Genomic DNA, 24,344 nt, shown 5'->3' with positions numbered 1-24,344 from the left:
ATACCTATTATTTTTATTAAAGATAAAATATAGCCAATATTTGCCAAATATGGCACTTTATTACCAATTCCATTTGCCTAATTTTAGGCTGATTTTTTCAAAGCCTGAATGCTTGGCACAATATAATTGATAAAGCCCGTTGAAATGTATTCCGCTTGCGTTGAATAGATATGCTTATAGATGATAATGTTTAAAATATGAAATTATACAAAGTATGCTTACGTAGCATTTTGATGGTTACGCTTTTTACCCATGTTTTTGGTACGGTGCAGGCACAAAATGGCGATCAGATATTGGATGGGATCGGTGAAACCGGAATGAGTGCACGCTATATTTTTAATGGGGATGCTAAAGATTGGTCTAGAAATAATTTCCATGCCAAATTGGAAGGTATGGGGGCCAAGTTTACTACTGAAAACCGATTTGGCAAGGTTTTATCGCTTTCTGGAGATAACGGTTCGTTTGTTGCCATTCCTGCAGAAGTACTAACCGATGTGGAATCAATCAGTATTTCAAGCTGGATATTATTGCGCTCAAAACAGCCAGGACAACGGTTTTTTGATTTTGGAAAGGATGCCACCAAGCATTTTTTTGCAGCCCCAGTGGGTACCAGCAGGCAGGCAGGCTTTCAGGCACTGATTACAACCAAAGAAGCAGATAAAAACGGAGCCGTTTCTGCAGCTATCGAAATAAATAAATGGGTGTATTTAACAGTTGTGATAGATATCCCATCAAAAGCCATGGTTACTTATGTAGATGGCAAACCTGTAGGCCAAACCAAAGATATACCGCTAGAATTAACGGCTGTATTTAACCAACAGCCGGGAGAAAAAAACCTGCTATACATCGGAAAATCGTTAACTCCAAGCGATCCGTACCTTAACGCTTTGGTGCACGATTTCCGCATTTACCGTGTACCGCTAAGCGCAAGGCAGGTTGCCGGAATTTACCGCAACGCCATGAGGGGCAGCCAAGAAAGTGCTGTGAATGTGGGTAAGCGTGAAGATGATCTTCCAAAATTTGCTACCGGCACAGCACAGCTTTACAATGCCTACTTAACACAGGTAGCCGATGTAACGGTAGAAACAGCTGTTGGCAACTTACCAAGATTACCCAGCTACGTAACGGGTACCTATCAAAATAACATGAACGGTCCGAAAGTGCGGGTGTTATGGCCTGCGCCAACCGATAACGTTACGGTTTTGAAACCTGGAACATACACAGTTACCGGGCGGGTTGCCGGAACAAATTTTGAGCCTAAAGCCGTTGTAACGGTAACAGCACCTAAAAAATCGACTCCTCCGGCATTAAAATTAGCCACTTTCCCTTTAAATCAGGTTACACTACATGCCGATGCGCATGGCCAGGCCAGCAAGTTCATCGAAAACCGTGATAAATTTATCAGCACTTTGGCCAAAACCGATCCGAATTCGTTCCTCTATATGTTCCGCAATGCTTTTGGGCAAAAACAACCTGAGGGTGCAAAAGCATTAGGGGTGTGGGACAGTGAAGATACCAAGTTAAGGGGGCATGCTACCGGCCATTACCTTTCGGCCATTGCACAGGCCTATGCCGGAACCGCCTACGATAAACAGCTGCAGGCCAACTTCTCCAAAAAAATGGAGTATATGATCAATACGCTGTACGGGTTATCACAACTATCAGGCAAGGCAAAAACTGCCGGTGGTGATTATGTTGCTGATCCGAGAGCTGTGCCACATGGTCCGGGCAAATCAGATTACGATTCGGACCTGAGTGAAAAGGGTATCCGCACCGATTACTGGAACTGGGGAAAAGGCTTTATCAGCGCATATCCGCCCGATCAGTTTATCATGTTAGAAAATGGAGCCAAATACGGCGGACAGAAAAACCAGGTTTGGGCACCATATTATACGCTGCACAAAATTTTAGCGGGTTTAATTGATGTGTATGAAGTGAGCGGAAACAAAAAAGCCCTCGAAATTGCGAGCAATATGGGCGATTGGGTTTACGCCCGGTTAAGCCAACTGCCTCAGGAAACGCTTATTAAAATGTGGAACACTTACATTGCCGGCGAATTTGGCGGCATGAACGAATCGATGGCCAGGCTGTACCACATTACCGGCAAACCTAACTATTTAAAAACAGCACAGTTATTCGATAACATCAAGGTATTTTACGGCGATACCGAGCATTCAAACGGGCTGGCCAAAAACGTAGATCTTTTCAGGGGATTACATGCCAACCAGCATATTCCGCAAATTGTGGGCAGCATAGAAATGTACCGGGTATCGCATAATCCCGAATATTACAGCATAGCCGATAATTTCTGGAACAAAATGGTAAACGATTATATGTACAGTATCGGTGGCGTGGCAGGAGCAAGAAATCCGGCCAATGCAGAGTGTTTTGTTGCACAGCCGGCAACCCTGTACGAGAATGGTTTCTCTGAAGGCGGGCAAAATGAAACCTGTGCCACCTACAACATGCTAAAATTAACTGGCGATCTGTTTCTTTTCGATCAGCGCGGCGAACTGATGGATTATTACGAACGTGGTTTGTATAACCATATCCTGGCCTCAGTTGCCGAAAACAGCCCTGCCAATACCTATCATGTACCGCTTAGACCCGGCTCTATTAAACAATTTGGCAATGCAGATATGACCGGTTTTACCTGCTGCAACGGTACCGCCATTGAAAGCAGTACCAAGCTGCAAAATTCAATTTATTTTAAAAGTAAAGATAACCAGGCACTTTATGTCAATTTATATGTTCCATCAACACTAAACTGGAAAGAACGTGGGATTACCATAGAGCAGACCACCAATTTCCCTAAAGAAGACCATACCCGCCTGACCATTAAGGGCAGCGGAAAATTTGATGTACATGTACGTGTACCCGGCTGGGCAACCAATGGCTTTTTAGTTAAAATAAATGGCAAAGCCGAAAAGGTTCAGGCTACTCCTGGCAGTTACCTTAAAATAAGCCGCAGCTGGAAAAATGGCGATGTGATTGAATTAAAAATGCCTTTCCAATTTCACTTAGATCCGGTAATGGACCAGCAGAATATAGCCAGTTTGTTTTATGGCCCATTACTCCTGGCGGCCCAAGAACCTGAAGCCAGAAAAGATTGGCGCAAGGTAACTTTGGATGCAAACGATATCAGCAAATCGATTAAAGGCGACCCGGAACAGCTAAAGTTTACCATCGACAATGTGGTTTTTAAACCATTTTACGATACCTACGGCCGCCATTCGGTGTATCTGGATGTAACGCTGAAATAAACCTTTAATTTACAGCAAAAAGGGGCTACTTAACACACAAGGAGCCCCTTTTTAGCTTATTTCAAATTCAAGTTCTTAAATTTTTTTTAACTGGATCATTACCTTTTTGTTTTTCCGGTCTATCTCCAGCTTCAGGTTATTTTTAGCCAGTCTCCTTAACTGCTGTGTAAATCTGATCAACCGAGGCTGGATTAATCTCATTGCTTGCAATCAATGCATCTCCTGCCCTCAGGCCCGATTGATAAGCAAGGCTTTTTGATCTAATTAACCACAAAGGCGCGAAAGCACAAAGTATTTTTGAAAGTTATATGATGCCTTTGCCGTATTGTTATTTATATTAGTAATTGAAGGGTTATAAATCCTTAATTCATCAAATGTGATTACAAATCCCGACTAATTGAAGCGTCATTTGGACCGTAGTGGAGAAATCTAAAAAACAATTCTAAATCCTGACCAACTGGAGTTATTTACTGTTTTCGGTAGAAAGATAAATCAATTTGGTTTCCTTATCAGTATCTCTTAAAAGCAAATCTCTTTTAACAATACCATATTTTGGCACACGCTGAAACTTGCTGCCCGAAAAATTATCTATAAGGAAAGGTTGTTTGGAAAAGGATTTATCATATTGATAGGCATAATTACTGCTGTCGCGCAGAAGCAGATCTGTTTTTAAAGTAACCGTTGGTTTAATCAGCTGAAACTTCGTTATAGCACCATGTTGATGAAACAAAGAATCAGTAAAGGTTGGCTTATTATAAAAACCGCTCACCAAAGGATCTGTTGTTTTAGGCTGAACAGAAATTTGTGCTTTACTGTTTAACACACAAATTGCAAATAGTGTAATGAAGCAGGCTGTTTTCATCTTTTCATCCGTTTGATGTAAATATAGCATTTATGGCTTTCGAAAACAAGCTAAGTTGATTGCTTCCCAAGCACTGAAAGGATTATAAATGCCAAGAAACGGGCTATAACAAATCCCGGCTAACTAAATAATCCAGACATGGTTTTACTCAACCACATCCGTATAATCAAAATCTATTGAACTAAAATGTTTCGCCGGTCTTTAAATCACGTAACGAAAAGGCGTGGACCTCGCCCAAGCCAGAAAAAAGTATTTTAACACCCGAAACCTTACCAAGTTTATTATTGTATTTAGTAACATAAGCCAGCTTACCATTGATGTAAAACCGCACCTTCTTATTTTCGACACGAAGTTTAACATTCCCACCATTGCTAAAATCTGTACCTAAAGATCTAAGGTCTTTCCAAAGACCTGTAACTACCTGTTCCGAAAATTTGGCATCTGCCCAAGCTACACACTCAGGGTTGGCTACACCAACGTAATCGCTTTCAACATCACCATAAATATTAAAATGAATATCACTACATCGGCCTCTTTTTACATTATCAGACATTTTCACAGTGGCAAGCATCTCAAAATTATCGCCATCGATATTTGTTTTCTTGATGTTTACAAAGTTTAAGAAAAAAGGTTTAATCGTATCCCGGCCTGCCTTGGCTGCATCCGCCCAACTAAAACCTTTCATTCCCGCTATGGTGCCATCAAATTGCTTCAGCACATTCCTTCCATAAACATTATAGGGACCGTTAAGATATGATTTCCATCCTTTTGATTTTATGTAAACGATGCTGGTATCTATGGCCACTCCCTTGTGCCTCAAAATAGTCCGGTACCAGCCTGGCCCTTCAAAATGATGTATAACATTTGGTTCTTTTAAAGTTATCGGCATTTTGAACCTGTCGTCAAAATCAAGCATCAATGTACTGGTATCCTGATTTTCTTTATTGCCTTCCAATTTAAAAATTGCAGAATGCGCATTTGCTCCTTCCGGATTAACACATACTAAATTAAAATCGGATGGACTTGGTTTACTACTTTTAAAAAAGAACATAAACACCATAAAAATGATCATGATGGTTGCCAATACAGAAAATATAAAGCCCTCGCTCATGATAAACCTTTTTTTCCCGAACGCTTCATCAGCTGGAGTGTAAGCTTCCTTTTCTGGGTTATTGGCCTGCTCTTTTGATGATCTGAAGTGGTCCCAATCCTGATAACCAATAAAAATGGCAAGTGCATCTAAAGTGGCCCGTTGGGGATAATAAGAATCTTCAGTTTTCAGCTTGCCAAAAATTCTTTTTAAGGTATTCTTACTGATATAAACTTTAGTTTCCCTCGCTATGGCAGCAGATAACTTGATATAATTTGCATTGGGCCACTCGCATATTTGCGGGAGGCTCATTTTTTGACTGATTAAATTGCTACAAATGTTTAGATATGGATTTAAATTATTCGCTTGCCTATACATGCACAGGGATGTTGTAATTAGTTTATTTAGCAAATGAGGCGAACAATAAAGCCTCATTTAATTTAAACATACAAATACAATAACTGAACCAACATCCAAATAGCAACATTTACCACCAAACACAAACAGCTGTATACCAATATTTTACCTAAAATAAACCTAGATTTACAGCCCTATTTTAAAGCTTGGAATAGGTTTTTAAACAACGTAGACTGGGGAATAAACCAAAAACCGGGGAAATTTTTCCCCAAATTTCCACACCAAATTTAAAATTTCCCCTGTTTTAATAAAGCATATTATACAGTTAATAACTATTATTTATTTTTTCGGCCAGTTCGATTACATTTTTAATATTCAGTTTATTAAAAATCCTAATCTTATAAGTGCTAATGGTTCCCATCTGAAGATTTAAACGCCTGGATATTTCCAATACCCCTAAACCCTGCTTAAGGAAACCTGCTATCTCCAATTCACGGTTTGAGAGTACAACATGGGGATTATCTGGTTTATTGTCTAATACCTTGTTGATTACATTTTCCTTTACCAGCCGGCTTAAGTATTTACCCCCAGCTAAAATTGCTGAAACTGCGGTTACAATTTCCGATTCTTCTGCCTTTTTGGGCAGGAACCCATGGGCACCACACTTTATAAGCGGAAGCGCATAAATCTCTTCATTTAAAGAAGAGAATATGAGTATTTTAACATCTGGATGCACAATTTTAATCTGATTGATTAATTTTTGGTTACTCTCACCCTCCAGGCAAAGATCGAAGATGATCAAATTTATAGTTTGCTTGTTTTTAACCAAGGCTTCACTTAAATTGTGTGCCACAAATACCTTTGCATTTGGCCAGCAGCTTAACATCAGATCCCGTAAACCACGTCGTAAAATTTCCTGCCCATCGGCTATAAGCACATTAAAGCTGTCGGAACTGTATTTTTTTTTCTTTTTCATTTTCTGTAGTTATCAACCCCAACAGCTTGCTGCATTAACAGAAATTACTTCCGAATAGCAGTTTGGCCAAAACTACATATTGCGGTATTTTATTACACATTCTGACTTGTCCATTTGCTTACCCAAAAACCACACCTCTTATGTACAACACTTTATCGGGTGCATCAATAAGGTAAATCCAAAAACTAAAAGACACAGGCCCATCGGGCTGAGGACTATCGTGAACGCTTGCCGAAATATTGTCCAAATTTCTGGGCATTTAATGGGTAAGGCATTAAAAAACTGGAAGTTGATTTTATAATATTTTTGTTCCAGTAAATACCATAAGCCATTTAATGTACCTAATCGGTTCTTTAAAAAAACAGCTTAAATGTGGTAAATGAATTGAAATTAAATGTTTAACGTGCTTTCATTTAGCGGTGGCATTCATTAAATAAAGAGTCTTCATGCGGAAGACGCTTACTTAGGGATGGGTAAGCGCTGGGGTAACGGATGTTATACCCAATAAAGCTTCTAATAGCTATGGGTGCAGCTCAACGCTGCACCCTTTCTTTTTAACCCTCGCAAATGGATAAAAATATAGGATGATTACCAATAGTTCTATAAAAACGGAACATTCGGCTGGCAATCAATTTCCTCGGCATCTTTTTTGTTACATGAGGGATATGAAAAATAAAGATATAATCAGTGCGCTCTTAGGGATATTGATTATGGCCTTAACTTATTGGCTGCTGTTTTACCAATTTTCTCCCATAGAACATAAACAGGTTAAAACATTGTCTTCGCTGCCCCATACCAAGAGCATGGAATAAAACATTTTTTTTCTGTAGAAGGATGCAGCTGTACATAGAAGAATTCTAAATAACAGCTGGTACTTTAGCTTAACATATATTTAAATTTTCCGCAACATGGTTCATTTAATTTTGCGCCAAACGGAAAACAAAACTTATGAACAAAGCGCTATTAAAGCAAAAGGCATTAGCCCTTGCAATCGCCGCATTCGTTACTTCTGCAGCTGTTATCAGTGCCTGCAAAAAGAACAATGAAGCAGAAAATCCAGAAACCACCTCACCGGTTACTTTAAAAGACTATTCAGTAAACCCTTCGCTCTTAAAAGCAATGCCCGGTTTTGAAAGCCTGAATATTACGACCTTAATTAGCTCGGATGATGTGCTGCCACAATCACCTGATTTTGTTTTTGGTGCACAGCCGGATGGTGCAGGCATCATCAAAAATCCTACGGGCGAAGGCTTTATCATGATCAATAACCATGAAATTCTTCAGTCGGTATCGAGGGTATATTTGGATAAAAATTTCAAACCGGTAAAGGGAGAGTATATCGTAGATTCTGATGGCGGAATGACACGTCTTTGTTCTGCTACACTAGCAACTCCAGAAGAACACGGCTTTTCTAAACCTGTGTTTTTAACTGCCGGAGAAAGTGGTGCTGAATCTATGATCCATGCTATTGATCCACTTGCAGCTGCAGATAAGAAAAATAAACAAAGAACAGTTAGTGCGTTGGGCAGATGGAGCGCCGAAAATGCTGTTCCGCTACCTAAAGCCTCATATGCCGGCAAAACGGTTATCATGATCGGTGAAGATGAAACCGATGGACAGTTGGCCATGTACGTATCTAATACACAAGGAGATTTAGAAAACGGAAAGTTGTATGTGATGAAACGCAGTAACAACGATCCGGTAGAAACCAACATGGATAAAGGCCAAACTTATGATGTTGAATTTGTAGAGCTCGATAATGTGAAAAGCAGCACCGGTGCGCAGTTACAACAACAAACTATTGATAAAAAAGCCTTAATGCTAGCCCGTGTTGAAGACATCGATTACAGAAAAGGCAGCGCTGCAAATGGCCGCGAAGTATATTTTACCGCAACTGGTGTTAGCCAGGGAGATAAAGTTACACCCGTAAGCGGAAAAACCATGTGGGGCCGTGTATATAAATTGGTATTGGATGCAACAAATCCATTAAAGGGTAAATTGGAAGTGGCCGTTGATGGAAATGACAACCCTGGAAAAAGCATTGTAAACCCAGATAACCTGTGCGTAACCGAAAACTACGTATACATCCAAGAAGATGGTGATTCTTTTTACAAAAATAATGATCATGATGGAACCATATGGCAATTTGCAATGGCTTCAAAATCGTTAAAGCCGATGTTACAGATGAATCACAGAAGAACCGATGCAACTTTTAATGCCAAATATAACCCATCAAACAGTACCCAGTTAAGCAGTTGGGAATATGGTGCAATGTACGATGTATCTGCACTTACAGGCATTCCCGATACATTTGTGGTTAATTTACACCCACATACCTGGACAAATGATAAGTACAAAAATGCTGATGGCGGTACAATAAGATTGGTAAATAACAACGAAGGTGGACAGATTGTAATTGTTCGCGGCGTTTCAAAATAACATTAAACATGTTTATATCCCTTTCGGCAAAACCGGAAGGGATTTTTCTATTTTATTTCTTCATTACCCACTGAGCATGCCCAGATTAAAAAAGACAGTATTCTTCGCTGCGTTAATTACCTTTGCTACGTTACTTTCCATTTTCTGCAAAATGGAAAACAGATCAAATGCAGAATTGGTAAAAACAGATTTCGACCAACAGCTGGCATCCTTCCAAGATGCCATCGAAAAGAAATTACTGAAAGCTGTACTGCAACGGAATGAGAAGGAAATTAAACAATCTTTTTTACAGACAAGAGCAAAATATAAGCGATTAGAATATTATATCGAATATTTTTTCCCTTCTACTTCTGCCCTGCTTAATGGTGCACCGATTGATGAAATTGAGCTAGGCGAAAACCTGATTGAGCAACCAACAGGTTTTCAGGTGATGGAAGGAATTATTTATGAGCAACCTACAAAAGAAAACCGTGCAGAGTTATTGAATGAAGTAAAAAAAATGCAGCTCAACCTGCAACGCATGAGCCGTTTTAATGAGCAGTATCAAATTACCGACGCTCAATTATTTGATGCCATGCGGCTGGAAATTTTTAGGATTACCAGCTTGGGCATTACAGGTTTTGATACACCTGATGCTTTACAATCTATACCGGAAACTGCCTCGGCTTTGCGTGGAATAGCCGATGTAATTGCCATATACGAACCAGCTTCGACCGATAAAACGGTTTCTTCGGCGATAGCTTATTTAGATAAACAGCCTAATTTTAACAACTTCGACCGTTTAACTTTTATAACAGATTATCTTGATCCAATCAGCAAATACATCAGTTCATTGCGTTTAGCAAGAAAAATACCGACTGTGGCCAGTGGATCTGCTTTGCATGATGATGCCATAAGTATGTTTCAAACAAATGCCTTCAACGTAGATAAATTTGTAGGCAATAGTACCCAGTTTATCAATAATGACAAGGTAGCTCTTGGTAAGGCACTGTTCAATGATGCTGTACTTTCTAACGGCGCCAACCGCAGCTGTACCAGTTGCCATCATCAATCGCTGGCCTTTACAGATGGTTTAAGTAAAGCAACAGGAATATCGAAAGGAGAACCGCTATTGAGAAATACCCCAACATTAACTTATGCTGGTTTGCAACGCGGTTTCTTTTATGACTTGAAAGCAGGAACGCTCGAAGATCAGGCGCTTGATGTTGTACACCAGAAACAGGAAATGAATGGTTCGCTCACACAGGCGGCAGCTAAAATCAACTCTTCAAAAACTTATTTCAGCCTTTTTCAAAAAGCCTATGAAGATAAATCGGGGAAAGCAGATGCGTGGAAAATTCAACACGCCCTAGCCTCTTACATCCGTTCTTTAGCTCCATTTAATTCCCGTTTCGACCGCTACATGCGCGGAGATAAAAAACAGCTCAATGCCGACGAAAAAAAAGGATTTAATCTTTTTATGGGAAAAGCCAAATGTGGCAGCTGTCATTTTGCGCCATTGTTTAATGGTACTCAGGCACCATTATTCAGTAAAAGCGAGGCTGAAGTTTTGGGCGTACCTTCAACCACCGATACGATTAAGCCCAAAATAGATCAAGATCTTGGCCGCTATGCACTTTATGCCTACCCACAATATAAGTACTCTTTTAAAACTTCAACTTTAAGGAATATCAAAAAAACAGCTCCGTATATGCACAACGGGGTTTATAAAAACCTAACACAGGTAATGGACTTTTACAACCGGGGCGGCGGTATTGGTTTGGGTATCCCTGTTGAAAATCAAACCTTATCTGCCGACAGATTAAATTTGAGCAAATTGGAAATTGAACAGATTATTGCATTTTTGGGTACCCTTGATGATTTGCCATAGCAGATTTCTCCGCTCCACTTTGTTCCATCCAATTGCTATCGGATCGTAATGACGATGGTTTTAAAATCCAACGATGGTTTGTTAAAATTTCATTTCTTAAAGCAGGATACACGGATTTCACAGTTAAGCCAAGTGCTCCTTTTACGCCCAGCTTTGTGTTCTTTGTGCCTTCACTCTGCGTTGTTTGTGGTTAAAAGGAACCAAAACTACAACAGACCTTTCAGCACCACCCAAACATTCTCGGCCAAAATCTTATCTCCTTCTGCGGTTGGATGTATTCCATCGGCTTGATTTAATTTTGGCACGCCACCAACTTTATCCAATAAAAAAGGGATCAGGGCCATTTGGTTTTTCTTGGCCAGATCAGGAAATATTTGCTTAAAATCGGCTGCGTATTTCGCCCCCATGTTGGGTGGAACCTGCATACCAGCCATGACCAATTTCGCATCGGGGTATTTTGCCTTTACTCGATCGATAATATCCTGCAGGTTTTTAACCGTTTGTGCAACTGGTAAACCACGTAAACCATCATTGGCACCAAGCTCCAACACAAAAACAGCAACAGGCTGCTTAAGCAACCAATCAATCCTACCCTTTCCACCGGCAGAAGTTTCGCCACTTAAACCACCATTAATTACATTGTAGGGCATTTTTAACGAATCAATCCTGTTCTGGATCAAGGCTGGGTAAGCTTCAGTAGGGTCAAGGCCATAACCTGCTGTTAAACTCGTTCCAAAAAAGAGAATATTCTTCTTTTCGGTAATTACCGCAGCCGTTTTTTGGTCAGCCGAATCTAAAGTTTTACCGTTATTGCTTTTACCCTCCTGATTACTGCAGCTTAACAGTGCAAGGCTTAAAACAAATAAGCCCATTATGCGTTTTCGTAACATATTTAACAGTTCTATATCTAAATTTAAATATCCATTATCTTAACAAGGTCCAGCCAGTTATGTTTGGCCCCAATTATACGCAAACCCTAAAAATCAAACCATTGGAAAGCATATTGAACATCCGAAATGTAAGCAAAATTTACCAGAGTGCCGGACGCGAATTAACTGTTTTAGATCAGATTAATTTTGCCATCGAAGCAGGTTCAAGCGTAGCCATAACGGGACCGTCTGGAAGTGGGAAAACCACCCTACTCGGCTTATGTGCCGGCCTGGATAGGGCAAGCAGCGGAACTGTTGAACTTAATGGAATAGCCCTAGAGCAGTTAAATGAAGATGAACGCGCAGCGGTAAGAAACCAGCATGTTGGTTTTATTTTTCAGAATTTCCAACTTTTGCCTACCCTAACAGCGCTTGAAAATGTAATGGTACCTCTCGAACTTAGAGGGGCAAAAAACATTAGGGCACATGCTTTGGAACTATTGGATAAGGTGGGCCTTGCCGACCGTTCTCATCACTATCCTGTTCAGTTATCGGGCGGCGAACAGCAAAGGGTTTCGCTGGCGAGGGCTTTTTCCAACCAACCGGCCATTCTTTTTGCCGATGAACCTACGGGCAACCTCGATGCAGAAACGAGCGAAAAGGTAATTAAACTGCTTTTTGATTTAAATAAAGATGCTGGAACCACACTGGTAATTGTAACACACGATCTCGAATTGGCCGCACGCACAGGCAGAAGTATCAAAATTAAAGGTGGCGTAATCATTTCAGACGAAAACCCTACTTATGCCTAATACTTTGCCAAAGCAAAAAATTAAACTTTCGTGGCTATTTAAAATGGCGTGGCGCGATAGCCGGAAAAACCGTGCACGTTTACTTCTTTTTATATCATCTATCGTTTTGGGTATTGCGGCACTGGTTGCTGTTTATTCGTTTAAAGATAACCTGCAAAAAGACATTGATGCGCAGGCCAAAGAATTAACAGGTGCCGATCTGGTATTGGATAGCCGTAAAGGGGTTAGCAAAGAGATGCAAAAAATGCTCGATACGCTTGGCGATGAACGTTCGCAGGAGAAAACTTTTGCCTCCATGATCTATTTTAAGCAGGGCGGTGGAAGCAGGTTAGTGCAAATGAAAGCACTGGAAGGGAAATACCCTTACTATGGCACTATAGAAACCATTCCAATTGCTGCTGCTAAAAACTTTCAGTCGGACAGAAATGCGCTGGTAGATAAAACGCTGATGTTCCAGTTTAATGCCAAACTTGGCGATTCGGTAAAAGTTGGCGACCTAAATTTCAAGATCCTCGGCACATTAACCAAAGCGCCCGGTCAAACCGGCATCGGCGCAAGTATTGCACCAACAGTATACATTCCACTTCAATACCTCGAAAAAACAAACCTGATCAAAACCGGGAGCAGGATCAACAATAAATTCTATTTCAGGTATAATGATCCATCTGGTGTTGATGCCTGGGTAAAAAAGCAGGACAGCAAATTAGAGAAAGAGGGTTTCGATGCCGATACTGTCGAATCAAGAAAGGAGCAGACCGGCCGATCATTTAAAGATGTAAACCGCTTTTTGGCCCTCTCGGGCTTTATTGCCCTACTTTTGGGCTGCGTGGGTGTGGGCAGTGCCATTCATGTGTACATACAAGAAAAATTAACGGCTATTGCTACTCTAAGGTGCCTGGGGCTTAAAGCACGGCATGCCTTTTTAATTTATTTGATCCAGGTATTTTTTATTGGTTTAACCGCTGCGGTTTTGGGTGCGGCATTGGGTACAGGCATCCAGTTTATGCTGCCCTGGGTATTAAAAGATTTTCTGCCCATCACCATTACCATGCAGGTTTCGTGGCCTGCGGTTGGTCAGGGAATATTACTCGGGCTGATCATTTCCATCCTTTTTGCCCTGCCTTCTCTGTTATCGGTTAGGAAAATTTCGCCACTAAATGCCATCCGCATTTCTTTTGAAAAAGCTAGTGGCAAAACAGATCCACTTTTGTGGTTGGTTTACCTGCTTATGGCAGCTTTTATTAACGGTTTTACCCATCTACAGATGAAAACCTGGGTGCAAACGCTTGCTTTTACATTGAGTATTGCTACCGCCTTTTTGCTACTGATTTTGCTTTCTAAAATACTGATGTTCCTGGTGAAAAAGCTTTTACCCGCATCATCAAGTTATCTGTGGAGGCAGGGGTTTGCAAATCTTTACCGCCCGAATAACCAAACGTTAATGCTTACGGTATCTATCGGGCTATCAACTGCTTTTATCTGCACTTTATTTTTTGTGCAGGGCATTTTAATGAGCCGCGTTACCATCTCATCAGGTGCCAACCAGCCCAACATGGTGATGTTCGATATCCAGAACACGCAAAAAGAAGGGCTTGATAGTTTAACCAAAGCCTTCAAATTACCCTTAATGAACCAAGTGCCAGTAATTACGATGCGCATTGAAGAAATTAACGGTAAAAAGGCAAGCGCAGATACCAACAACCGAAGAGCCTACCGAAATGAGATCAGGGCTACCTATCAGGATACTTTAACCGCGGCAGAAAAAATTACTTCGGGCAAATGGACCGGCCGCATCAGGCCCAACCAAACTGTCTACATTTCGCTCGATCAGCGTTACGCCCAACAGATTAGGGTGGGCTTGAATGACAAAATCCTCTTTAACGTACAGGGTATGATGATCCCGACCGTGGTTGGAAGCTTGCGCGAGGTAAATTGGAGCAGGATGCAGACCAACTTCAGGGTGGTTTTTCCGGCAGGTGTGCTGGAAGAAGCTCCACAGTTCCATGTGTTAATGACACGGGTTCCGTCAAGTGAAATTTCGGCACGTTTCCAAGGTGAGGTGGTGCAAAAATTCCCCAATGTTTCGGTTATTGATTTAGATCTTGTACTGAAATTACTGGATGAGCTGCTGAGCAAAATTGGCTTCGTTATCCAGTTTATGGCAGGTTTTAGTATGGTTACAGGATGGATTGTTTTAATATCATCGGTATTAACCAGTAAAAACCAACGCATAAAAGAAAGTATCCTGTTGCGTACCATAGGCGCCAGCAGAAAAAAGATTTTAATCATCAATGCGATTGAATATTTCTTTTTAGGGGCATTTGCGGCAGGCGCTGGATTAATTTTAGCCCTGAGTGGAAGCTGGGCCCTTGCTAAGTTTAGTTTCGATGCCAGCTTTGTTCCACCTTTTTTACCAACGCTATTTTTGTTCGGATCGGTTATTTTGTTGGTGGTAATTACAGGGGTATTAAGCACAAGGAGCATCCTTAACCAACCTCCATTAAAGATATTGAGAACTGAGGGGTAATTTATTCTATAAAAGGCAATATTAGTTATAGTTTTTTATGCAGTTTACCGTAGAAGATTTCACTCGTTAGGAGATTCTTCAACTACGCTTAGGCTATGTATCGAATGCATTGCCTATCTGTGTTGATCTGTGTGTATCTGTGGTTAAATAGGCTACTCTCCGAATTTCCGTGGCTGATTAATCTAATCAGAGCAATCCTGAATGACATAAAATTTCAATACTTTTACTTTTATGATCAGATTAAACAATGATACGCCGAGCGATATTCTTCAAGATGTAAAAATTGGCGATATGGTAACCGATACTTTCAGTAAAACAGGACTTGTGGAAACGATAGAAATCAGTGATGATGGCCTGTACCGGATTTACAAATTTAACCTGGTTACCGGAAGAACCATCATTGTTAAAAAGTAATTACGATTTAACCCAAAACCATGTCATTACTCATTTTACTTTTCGGCATACTGCTCCTTTTTATCCTGATTTTAAAAAAAATCAACCCGATGATTGCGCTTCTTGCTGTAGCGATTATTACTGGGCTGTTTTTGGGCATGCCTGCCACAAAGGTTATGGCTTCTATTGGCAATGGAATTGGTAGTACGCTGGGCAGTATGGTAATGGTGCTGGCACTCGGTGCCATGATGGGTAAACTGATAGAAGATAGTGGTTCGGCAAAAAAAATTGTCTTTATCCTGATCAAGGCTTTTGGCAAGAATAATATACAGTGGGCCGTATTGCTTACCGGCTTGTTGGTAGGTATTCCGCTGTTTTACAATGCTGGTTTTGTGGTGCTAATCCCTTTGGTATTTGCCATTTCTGCAGCTACCGGGCTCTCCAAGTTATATATTGGTTTACCGATGGCAACAGCGCTTTCGGTAACGCATGGCTTTTTGCCTCCGCACCCTGGTCCGGTTGCACTTGCTGGTATTTTCCATGCAGACATTGGCAAAACCCTTATTTATGGTTTGGGGTTAAGTGTACCCATTGCAGTAATTGCCGGTATTTATTTTCCACGGCTGGTTGTTAGCCGAAACCAGACTACTGCGGCAGCTGGTTTTGTAATTAACGAAGAAGAAAACCTGCCTTCTACAGCAAGAAGTTTTATCACCGCGTTGCTGCCTGTGTTTTTAATTATCGCGGGCACCTTGGGCAACAGCATTAAAATGGATTATCCCGGAAAATCGATATTGAGCTTTCTGGCCGATCCTACTGCGGCGCTTTTAATTTCGGTAATGATTACCCTATTGGTGCAAAAAGCTTCTATAGCGAAAGCAATGGAATCGTGCACTGAAGGTGTTAAAAGCATCGCGATGATTGTATTGATCATTGCGGCAGGAGGTGCATTTAAACAAATTTTGATTGATAGCGGCATGGGCGAAACAGTTAAGCAGCTTACCGGGGGCCTAAATTTATCGCCTCTACTTTTAGCCTGGTTAATTACCGCATCACTCCGCGTAACCCTGGGCTCTGCAACGGTTGCGGCACTAACCGCCTCAGGTATGGTACTGCCCTTAATTGGTCCGGGAGCTTCTCCAGAGTTAATGGTTTTGTCTGTGGGTGCAGGCAGTTTGATGTTTTCGCATGTAAACGATACCGGTTTCTGGATGTTTAAAGAATACTTTAACCTCAGCCTTAAAGAAACCTTCCGCACTTGGACCATGATGGAAAGTTTAGTATCTATATTGGGGCTTGTTGGTGTGCTGGTACTGAACCAGTTTATATAGGAAGCTTAGTTTAAAATTAAACAACAAGCTAAAAACTTCTAGCTTGTTGTAGTCCAATTATACTAATTCTTCACCCTGTTCTTTTCTGCATCGGCACCAGAAGATTCGTGCTTAGCAGGTGTAGAAAAGGCTTTGCCAAAGCGATAGCTGTAACTCAGCACAACACTTCTCGAATCCTGCCTGTTTACCCAGTTTGCCTCTGTAGCAGCCAGGTTATTAATTACCCCATTAAATACGCGGGTTCTGAAAATATCATTGGCGGTCAATTTTAAGGTACTCTTTGGCGAAAGTTTTTTCTGTACGGCAGCACCAAATTCGTGCACTTCGCCCAATAAAAACTGTACGCTGGATAATTTGCTCTGGTACCGTGCATTCAGCTCAGCATTCCATGTTCCACTAAGCTTAAACTGCAGATTAGGGCTCGTTCTGAAGAAACTGCCATTGGTTACCAAAAAACCTGTATAGAAATCTGTTTTAGAAACTATTTTTCCAAATTCAGCATAGGCATTAAGTTTAAGCCATTTTGTAAGGTCAATTTCCGCATTTACCGAAACACTGGCCACCCTGGTTTTACCAACATTGGCCGGACGGCTGTAATAGGTTCCATTTAATATTTCGATGGTTTCATTTACCTCATCCTTTACCCAACTGTAACTAAAGGTTGTGGTTATTTTGCTCTTAAAAGTATGCGAAAGCTCAATACTTTGTGTAAAAGAAGGCTTTAAAAATGGATTGCCTACATAATAGGTAAATTTATCAAGTGGCGAGAAAAAAGGGTTAAGGTCCTGATAATACGGCCGGTCGATTCTCCGTCCATAATTTAAACCCAACTGGTTATTCCCTGCCGTATCCAGTTTATAAGAAAAATAAACCGTAGGAAATAAACTGTTGTAAGTGCGCCTAAAACTGGAATCGCTTTTGACCAGGTTTCCAAGCTGATTCCCTTTTGAAACTGTGTTTTCATACCTTAAGCCAGCCTGTAAGGAGAATCTTTTTCCTTCCCTACTGATATTCAGGTAAGCTGCATTGATATTTTCCTCATATAAAAAGTGATTACTCTTTTCATAATCGGCGCTGGTTTTACCATTTGCCGTATTAAAGTAAGCCGCCGCATTATCTGTTTTGGTATAAGCTAGCTTTGCTCCGGCATCCAATTTCCATTGTTTGCCCAACGGATTGCTATAATCTGCCTTTGCGGTATAAATGTCAATATCAGAAGGTAGGCTACCGCTCAAAATATCTTCATATTTTAGTGCCATATTGGGCAGATAGCTATAATTGTAATAGGTTTGGGTAGTTTGGTTACGGTACAGCAGATAATCTGCATCCAAGGTAATCTCCTTTCCTGCATTGTTAAATTTATGCCTGTAATTTATGTTCACGCCCGCATTCTGATACTTGATCTGATCGATATTTTCGGCCCTGATTACCGAATCGAGCTGCATACCCGCATTGGATAAATTACTGGTATTGTTGTTTACCTGCTTAGAAATCCTGTTCATCCCCGTAAATACCATTCCCCATGTGGTTTTGTCCGATGCATAATAATCCAAGCCCGTTTTGAGGTTAAAAGTATTGCCATGCCTGCGGAAATAAGAATTTTGATTAAAGTAGGATTTGGCACTACCATCATCATTTTTATATTTCCGGTTGAGGTCGAGATCAGTAAAACTGTTGTTTAGGTTGTAGCTCAGGTTGCCAAAAACATTCAACTTATCTTTACGGTAATTGAAATTAAAACTGTTGTTGGAACGGCTTAGTTCACCCTGATTTAAGCTGAGGTTAATGCCACCATTAAAGCCCGATATTTTGGTTTTCTTGGTTTTAATGTTTATAACGCCACCGTTTCCTGCAGCATCATATTTAGCTGGTGGGTTGGTCATCAGTTCAATCTGATCAAGCGACGAAGAAGGCAGCGAGCGCAGGTAACTTTCAAGATCAGCGCCTGAAAGGTATGTGGGTTTATCATCGATGAAAATAGCCACTCCATTTTTTCCCTTGAGCGAAATTGCCCCATTCTGATCTACATTTACCCCAGGCGATTTACTCAGCACATCAAGTGCGGTTGTACCGGCGTTCGAAATCAATGCATCTACATTTACCACCGTGCGGTCTATCTTGCGCTCTACAAAGGCTTTTTGACCAGAAACCGTAACCTCTTTTAAATTTGTGGCCCCCGTTTCCATTTTAATATCGGGCAAGGTTATGATTGGATGGGCCGCATCAACTACCAATGGCCCGCTTTGGTATGTTGGTGCGCCCACCGTTGATATTTTAATCAAATATTTGCCATAGGCCAGTTGATCGAAGCTGAACAGGCCATCGTCTTCGGTAAAGGCAGTTTTCAGCAAAACCGAATCTTTCAGGATAGCTACTGTGGCAAATGCTAGGTTTTTACCCGATGCATCTAATATCCGGCCATGAATTTTGGATGCAGGAAGCTGAGCTTGAACGAAAGTTAGGGCAATAAACATCCATATGGCTATAAAAGCCATTATTTTTATTTTCATGATAGCGGGATGGGTTGCGTTTTTTAGAAATCGGTTTTATGGTTCTCTACCAAAAAATTGTACATCAGGGAATGACCTTCATTTTTAAGGAACTTTTGTTTGTACTTTTTCTGCACATCAGCACTTTGTTTAACACCATTAACAATTAAATCATCTTTATTTAACTTGTAAGATAATTTATTGGTGCTAGTGATTATGCCATCTTTGATCAGCTCCTTATTAATTTCATTGGTATAATCGTGTCCATCTCCGTTGGTTACACTTTTTGAGGTAACTGTTCTTTCCGTTCCGGTTCTGGTAGTGGTTTTACCGTATTTTGGTGGCGTTGGCGGCGTAGGTGGGGTTACTGGCGTAGCAGGGCTTAATGGTGTTGGGGGTGTAGGGGGAGTTGGTGGGGCAACATACAAACGAGGCGCCCCTGCCGGGCGTGGTGCTCTTGGTGGCCGTGGGGCCCTAGGTGCTCTTGGAACTCTTGAATCAGCTGATTGCTTATAATCTTGCGCCCGGTCTTTATATTCCTTTGCTTCATCAGCGGCACGTTTAGCCTCAGCAACGGCTTGTTTGGCATCGTCATCAGCTAACTTTGCATCGGCTGCTGCCTGCTTAGCATCTAATTCGGCTATTTTAGCATCTTCTTTAGCACGTTTGGCATCTTCTCTGGCTGCACGCTCGTCTGCTCTTCTTGCTTTTTCATCTTCGCTGCTCAGTTTTGCCTGGTTGCTTTCGTGCAGGCTTTTTTCGGTTTTAGCCATTTTGGCTTCTATCTCTTTTTCCAACTGCTCAGCAGATTTTGTGTTGTTAACAGTTGGATTGGCATCATCTGCAGTAGCTTTTATCTTTCTGGATGGTGCAACTTTCTTTGTTGCAGCTTTCTTTTTGGCCGTATCCTGAACGGCCTGTATTGCTGATGATATTTCTTTGTTGCCGGTATTTTTTGCGTTGCCTATACTCTTAAAAGCAGCACTACAAAGCACTACCGAAACCAATGCGATGGTTAATATTGTCTTTTCCATTTTGTTTAAAGTTGAATTGGTGTTAAATAACATCCTGCTTGCACGGTGAAGCAGGCTACCTTTCTTACCTGTAACTGCCATTGCATAAGCAGGTGCACGCTGCTTAAATTCCTGACAGAATACCAGGGCCTGAACATAGTTTTTACGGTCGTTTACACAGGCGATGGCCAAATCATCGCAGCAGTGCTCGCGCTCGGTTTTAATTAATTGCGATACCCAAAGTACCGCTGGGTTAAAGAAGAAGAAGATCTCGATAAAGCTTTGCAGCAGGTTTACCAGATAATCTTTACGTTTAATGTGGGCAAGTTCGTGCGAGAGAATTGCTTCTACCTCTGCATTGGATAAGCCATTTAACAATCCCAGTGGAATAAGGACCAAGGGTTTAAAATGGCCTACAACCATAGGCATTTGGGCAATACCAGATTGCAAAAGCTTAATATTTTGGTTTAAACCCAATTTTCCGGCCAGTTCAATCAGTTTTTCATCCCACTTTTTACCCGCAGCATATGTTTTGTTGTGGCGCAAATGGTGTACTGTATTTAAGCCCACAATAAGTTGAATACTTTTTCCGCAGATAATCAAAAACCAGATCAATACAATCTGATAGGCATAACTATTCCACAAAGCGAGTACTTTATTCATCCCGAAGCTCATTTTATCCTGCACACCGGTAATGGCCTGCTCAGATCCATTAGCCAGTTGGATAACATTTTGGTTAACATTGAGCAATTGTGCGGTACCAACAGGCTCTTGAAGGGCTGTATAAAAGGTAAAACCTATGGCTATTACAAATAAGCCCAAGCAGGCAACAAGTAGTTTATAACGGATGGCTGCACTCGTTTTGCGGGTGGTAAACATCACCATACCGCTCATTAAGGCTAAAATTACACCAAGCCAAAGCGAATGGAAAAGCGTAGCGCCCAAGGCATGCAGCCAATTTTCGGGCAATAGGTTAATTAATCTGAATTCCATAATGTGGTTCTTTTAAGGATCTGTTGCAATCAATTATTCCATGCTATCCAATAGCCGCTTAATCTCTTCGATTTCTTGTTTAGATGTTTTTTCGTTACCCAAAAGCTGCATCATTAACTGCGAGGCAGATCCTTTGTAAAGGGTATTCACAAAACGGTCTAACAACTGAACTTTAGTTTTTTCTTCTGCCTCAACCGGAATATAAATGTGCTTCATTTGGCTCTCATCACGTTTTAAAATTCCTTTTTCGGTCAAGATCTGCATCTGCTTCAATGTTGAGGTATAATTTACCTCCCGCTGTACATTTAACTGATCGTTTACAAACCGAACGGTAGACGGACCAAATTCCCACAAAACCTGAAGAATTTCTAATTCAGCTTTAGTTGGTTCGGGCAGGTTATTTTCAGTTTGATTATTTTTCATAAACCAAAGGTACGATAGTTTTCGTACGATACAAATATTAGCTTAATTATTTTTATATAATCTTAAAAAACAAGCAACAAATAACTCAAAATCAACACATTAAAATACATTACCACTTATAATTATATAAAGTATTACCAGAATAATATAAAGTTTTAGGTCATAATTGAAATACTTTTGCATTACACAATGAACTCCTGAAATAAGATGATGAACTTAAAAACCCTCTTCTCAACCGCACTGGTTTTAATTTTGGCAACAGCCGCCAAAGCACAGCACCACATGCACATGCCTGCAAAAAAAGATACCACTGCTAAAGATTCTACCCGTATGGATCATAGCATGCACAATATGAAAAATATGCGCATGGAGGTGCCGATGGGCCACGCTTATTCATTAAACCTGCCCATGCAACGAAATGGTTCGGGTACATCATGGCTGCCAGATGCTTCGCCCATGTATGGGCTGATGATCCACTCCAAAAAATGGATGTACATGCTGCATGGCAATGTTGCCTTACGTTATATCAATCAAGATATTAGTACCAAAGGAAGCCGTGGAGGCGACAAATTTGATGCACCCAACTGGTTTATGTTTATGGGACAGCGCAAAGTTGGTAAAAAAGGACTTTTCCATTTCAGTTCTATGCTTTCGTTTGACCGTTTTACTGAAGGCGGTGCGGGTTACCCACTTCTGTTCCAAACAGGCGAAAGCTGGAAAGGCCAGCCACTGGTAGATAGGCAGCATCCTCACGATCTTTTTTCTGAACTATCGGTTGCTTACACCTATGCTTTCTCCAAAAATTCAGACCTTACCTTTTATCTTGGATACCCTGGAGAGCCGGCATTGGGTTCGGTTGCTTTTATGCACCGTCCATCGGCTTTGAACAATCCGGACGCACCCATTTCGCACCATTGGAACGATGGTACACACATTACCTTTGGTGTAGCCACTATCGGTTACCGCTACGATAAATTCAAGATTGAAGCTTCTTCTTTTACAGGCAGGGAGCCTGACGAAAACCGCTTTGATTTTGATAAACCCCGGTTTGATTCTTACAGCGCCCGCTTGTCTTTTAACCCCAATAAAAACTGGGCCTTACAGGTTTCGCATGGCTGGATTAAAAGCCCGGAAGCGCTACATACCGGTGAGGATGTAAATAGAACTATTGCCTCGGCCATTTACGCTTTGCCCATCGGCGAGGATAAAAGCCTTAATGCAACAGCACTTTGGGGTATAAATAAAACTAAGGGGCACGATGGAGAAAATGCGACCTTGCTCGAAGCAGCTTACCGGGTTAAAAAATTAGCCGTATATGGCCGGTATGAATGGGTACAAAAATCGGTCGAAGAACTTAATCTTGCTGAAAGTGTTTACGGACATGAACTTTTTGGCGTAAACGCTTTAAGCTTAGGTTTAAACTATGATGTGCTGAACTTAAATAAATTCAGGACAGCCATTGGCGCCCAGGTATCACTTTATAAAACAAATGCAGCTCTAGATCAGCTTTATGGCAAAAACCCAGTTGGTGCGCAAGTTTTTATTAGGTTATATCCTGCACTAATGAAAATGTAAAAGCTTAAAATACTCAAAATTAATCCAGAACCATTACAGCAGTTCTGGATTAATTTGCTTTCTGGGAACAAAAGCTTTAGGCCTTCAGTTGCTTAATCACGGCAATAATATCCTCTTCGCCATAGGCTGAAGCTGCCGATTGAAAGGTTGATAAGGCTGTTTGCGCCAAGGGCGAGTCAAGGCCTTCGGCTTTGGCCAGGCCCAAATCTTTTACAATATGCTTTAATGCAAAAGCAGCTTTATAATTGTCGCCAGTTATGGCATCTCCCTTAATTTTGGTAAAAATATTGCCAACGGCAGCGTTATTGATCAGATTGAGCAGATCTTCAGTTTTAATGCCCTGCGCATTGGCAAACAGCACGGTTTCGGCCAATCCCTGGGCGTAAAGAGCAAGCAATGAATTTATGGCCAGTTTGGCGCTATTGCCCGAGCCACTGTCTCCTACACGCAGCGCAAGTTTTCCCATGGTTTCCAAAATCGGTTTCACTTCATCAAAAGCAGTTTTTTCTCCACCAACCATAATCACCAATTGCCCTGTTTCTGCCTGTTTTACACTTCCCGAAACGGGTGCATCTAAATAACGGTTTCCTTTTTCGAGGCATTTTTGGGCCATGGCTTTCGAAATGGCAGGTGAAACGGTACTCATATTGATTACAATTTTACCTGAAACTGTTTCAGCGAATAGGCCATTTTCTCCGTTAAAAATCTGTTCAATGGCCGCATCGTCAGAAACCATGATAATCAGTACATCAGTTTCGGCTATTAGCGTTTTTGGTGTAGCAGCAACCGTTGCTCCAATTTGTTTTAATGCCGTTTCCTTTGCTTTACTACGGTTGTAAACCTTAACTCCATAGCCTGCTTTTATTAATTGTTCTGCCATCGGGATACCCATGTTGCCAAGCCCGATCCAGCCTATTGTTGTCGTATTCATTTTACTGTTTTTTGATGTTAAACAAATGTGCCAAACAAAAAGTTGAAATCCTTTACATGCAAGGTAAAAATGATGTTGGCCAAACAAAATAAAATTTTATTGGCTTAACTTTGATTACTCATTTCATCTCA

18 protein-coding genes are annotated in these 24,344 nt (G+C 41.1%); 9 read left to right on the top strand and 9 right to left on the bottom strand.

All coding sequences use genetic code 11. The annotated features are described in order from the left end of the window. Nucleotides 1-197 precede the first annotated feature (197 nt). On the top strand, nucleotides 198-3,263 hold the full coding sequence (locus ACS5PU_RS12165) for a beta-L-arabinofuranosidase domain-containing protein (RefSeq protein ID WP_439459438.1): 3,066 nt from the start codon (nucleotides 198-200) through the stop codon (nucleotides 3,261-3,263). 463 nt (nucleotides 3,264-3,726) lie between these two features. Here the strand turns inward: ACS5PU_RS12165 and ACS5PU_RS12160 are convergent, their stop codons facing one another. The 4 genes from ACS5PU_RS12160 to ACS5PU_RS12145 all read right to left on the bottom strand — a co-directional run bounded on the left by ACS5PU_RS12160 (nucleotide 3,727) and on the right by ACS5PU_RS12145 (nucleotide 6,807). Further along, nucleotides 3,727-4,125, bottom strand: coding sequence for a hypothetical protein (locus ACS5PU_RS12160; protein ID WP_439459437.1), 399 nt, complete (start codon nucleotides 4,123-4,125; stop codon nucleotides 3,727-3,729). A 181-nt stretch (nucleotides 4,126-4,306) separates the two neighbouring features. Beyond that, entirely contained in the window at nucleotides 4,307-5,527 is a 1,221-nt protein-coding gene (locus tag ACS5PU_RS12155; protein WP_439459436.1) for a hypothetical protein, read from the bottom strand. 370 nt (nucleotides 5,528-5,897) lie between these two features. Next, entirely contained in the window at nucleotides 5,898-6,548 is a 651-nt protein-coding gene (locus ACS5PU_RS12150) for a response regulator (protein ID WP_439459435.1), read from the bottom strand. 118 nt (nucleotides 6,549-6,666) lie between these two features. Beyond that, nucleotides 6,667-6,807, bottom strand: coding sequence for a hypothetical protein (locus ACS5PU_RS12145; protein ID WP_439459434.1), 141 nt, complete (start codon nucleotides 6,805-6,807; stop codon nucleotides 6,667-6,669). Between the two features lie 406 nt (nucleotides 6,808-7,213). On the opposite strand from ACS5PU_RS12145, the gene ACS5PU_RS12140 reads away from it, so the two are divergent. The 3 genes from ACS5PU_RS12140 (at nucleotide 7,214) to ACS5PU_RS12130 (ending at nucleotide 10,857) form a co-directional block, all read left to right on the top strand. Next, on the top strand, nucleotides 7,214-7,360 hold the full coding sequence (locus ACS5PU_RS12140; protein ID WP_439459433.1) for a hypothetical protein: 147 nt from the start codon (nucleotides 7,214-7,216) through the stop codon (nucleotides 7,358-7,360). A gap of 136 nt (nucleotides 7,361-7,496) precedes the next feature. Next, on the top strand, nucleotides 7,497-8,987 hold the full coding sequence (locus ACS5PU_RS12135; protein ID WP_439459432.1) for a hypothetical protein: 1,491 nt from the start codon (nucleotides 7,497-7,499) through the stop codon (nucleotides 8,985-8,987). Between the two features lie 76 nt (nucleotides 8,988-9,063). Continuing rightward, the gene (locus ACS5PU_RS12130; RefSeq protein WP_439459431.1) at nucleotides 9,064-10,857 is read left to right on the top strand and encodes a cytochrome-c peroxidase; all 1,794 of its coding nucleotides are present in this window, start codon (nucleotides 9,064-9,066) and stop codon (nucleotides 10,855-10,857) included. Between the two features lie 206 nt (nucleotides 10,858-11,063). Here the strand turns inward: ACS5PU_RS12130 and ACS5PU_RS12125 are convergent, their stop codons facing one another. Beyond that, nucleotides 11,064-11,747 carry an arylesterase gene (locus tag ACS5PU_RS12125; protein WP_439459430.1) on the bottom strand — a complete coding sequence of 228 codons (684 nt, stop codon included), beginning with the start codon at nucleotides 11,745-11,747 and terminating at the stop codon, nucleotides 11,064-11,066. 101 nt (nucleotides 11,748-11,848) lie between these two features. On the opposite strand from ACS5PU_RS12125, the gene ACS5PU_RS12120 reads away from it, so the two are divergent. The 4 genes from ACS5PU_RS12120 (at nucleotide 11,849) to ACS5PU_RS12105 (ending at nucleotide 16,789) form a co-directional block, all read left to right on the top strand. Further along, a complete protein-coding gene (locus tag ACS5PU_RS12120) occupies nucleotides 11,849-12,538 on the top strand; it encodes an ABC transporter ATP-binding protein (protein WP_439459429.1) in 690 nt (229 codons plus the stop codon). Next, a complete protein-coding gene (locus ACS5PU_RS12115) occupies nucleotides 12,531-15,065 on the top strand; it encodes an ABC transporter permease (protein ID WP_439459428.1) in 2,535 nt (844 codons plus the stop codon). Before ACS5PU_RS12120 ends, ACS5PU_RS12115 begins: the two co-directional genes overlap by 8 nt. A 231-nt stretch (nucleotides 15,066-15,296) precedes the next feature. Further along, nucleotides 15,297-15,479, top strand: a complete 183-nt coding sequence (locus tag ACS5PU_RS12110; protein WP_439459427.1) for a hypothetical protein — start codon at nucleotides 15,297-15,299, stop codon at nucleotides 15,477-15,479. A 20-nt stretch (nucleotides 15,480-15,499) separates the two neighbouring features. After that, complete coding sequence (locus ACS5PU_RS12105; RefSeq protein WP_439459426.1) at nucleotides 15,500-16,789, top strand: GntT/GntP/DsdX family permease; 1,290 nt, start codon at nucleotides 15,500-15,502, stop codon at nucleotides 16,787-16,789. A 62-nt stretch (nucleotides 16,790-16,851) separates the two neighbouring features. On the opposite strand, the gene ACS5PU_RS12100 is transcribed toward ACS5PU_RS12105, so the two are convergent. From ACS5PU_RS12100 to ACS5PU_RS12090, 3 genes are read right to left on the bottom strand one after another with little or no spacing between them, the layout of a single operon-like run. Further along, nucleotides 16,852-19,299, bottom strand: coding sequence for an outer membrane beta-barrel protein (locus tag ACS5PU_RS12100; RefSeq protein WP_439459425.1), 2,448 nt, complete (start codon nucleotides 19,297-19,299; stop codon nucleotides 16,852-16,854). Nucleotides 19,300-19,322: 23 nt separating this feature from the next. Continuing rightward, entirely contained in the window at nucleotides 19,323-21,284 is a 1,962-nt protein-coding gene (locus ACS5PU_RS12095; protein WP_439459424.1) for a M56 family metallopeptidase, read from the bottom strand. Nucleotides 21,285-21,317: 33 nt separating this feature from the next. After that, nucleotides 21,318-21,707: a BlaI/MecI/CopY family transcriptional regulator gene (locus ACS5PU_RS12090; protein WP_439459423.1), complete on the bottom strand. Its 390-nt coding sequence runs from the start codon at nucleotides 21,705-21,707 to the stop codon at nucleotides 21,318-21,320. Nucleotides 21,708-21,914: 207 nt separating this feature from the next. On the opposite strand from ACS5PU_RS12090, the gene ACS5PU_RS12085 reads away from it, so the two are divergent. Then, entirely contained in the window at nucleotides 21,915-23,282 is a 1,368-nt protein-coding gene (locus ACS5PU_RS12085; protein WP_439459422.1) for a hypothetical protein, read from the top strand. A 76-nt stretch (nucleotides 23,283-23,358) separates the two neighbouring features. Here the strand turns inward: ACS5PU_RS12085 and ACS5PU_RS12080 are convergent, their stop codons facing one another. Next, nucleotides 23,359-24,213, bottom strand: a complete 855-nt coding sequence (locus ACS5PU_RS12080) for an NAD(P)-dependent oxidoreductase (RefSeq protein ID WP_439459421.1) — start codon at nucleotides 24,211-24,213, stop codon at nucleotides 23,359-23,361. Between the last annotated feature and the right edge of the window lie 131 nt (nucleotides 24,214-24,344).

Source organism: Pedobacter sp. GSP4 (assembly GCF_051857575.1).
Taxonomy (GTDB): Bacteria; Bacteroidota; Bacteroidia; order Sphingobacteriales; family Sphingobacteriaceae; genus Pedobacter.
Note: the sequence above shows the minus strand (reverse complement) of the source record. Positions and strands in the feature narration are given on the sequence as shown.